At 66.3% G+C, this 549-nt stretch carries 1 protein-coding gene; it reads right to left on the bottom strand.

Going from position 1 to position 549, the window contains the following annotated elements:
- On the bottom strand, positions 1 to 549 hold a 549-nt coding region (locus NS354_RS12895), incomplete at both ends, for an MFS transporter (protein WP_153002232.1).

Here is a 549-nt window from a genome sequence, read left to right as displayed (position 1 = left end):
CCCGGGCCGAGAGGATCGTGACGCAGCTGATGAGGATGGAGACGACGACGAAGACGACCACGCCCTGCCAGCCGAAGCGCGGTTCGATGATCGCGGCGATCGAGGGAGCGAAGCCGATGAGCACCAGACCCAGCTGGTTGCCCATGGCCATGCCGGTGTAGCGCACGGGGGCGGCGAACATCTCCGGGAAGAACACCGTCCACACGGCGTTCCAGCAGGAGTAGAACAGGCCCTGGTTGACGATGCACAGCAGGAAGATCAGCCCCCAGCTGCCGGCGTGGATGGCCTCGAAGTAGAACCAGACGCTCACGATGCAGCCCAGGGCGCCGACCAGCAGCACGGGCTTGCGCCCGACCCGGTCCGAGAGCACCGCCAGCAGCGGGATCGCGGCCATGGACACCGCCATCGCCACGGCGTTGACCAGCAGCATCCGGGAGCGGTCCAGCCCGACGACGTTGGAGGCGTAGTTCAGGGCGTAGACCATCATGATGGACTGCACCACGGAGAAGAAGGTGATGAGGAAGACCCGCAGCACGTCCGTGCCCTGGG

The sequence above is a fragment of the Leucobacter chromiiresistens genome, from assembly GCF_001477055.1.
Classification (GTDB): Bacteria; Actinomycetota; Actinomycetes; order Actinomycetales; family Microbacteriaceae; genus Leucobacter; species Leucobacter chromiiresistens_A.
Note: the sequence above shows the minus strand (reverse complement) of the source record. Positions and strands in the feature narration are given on the sequence as shown.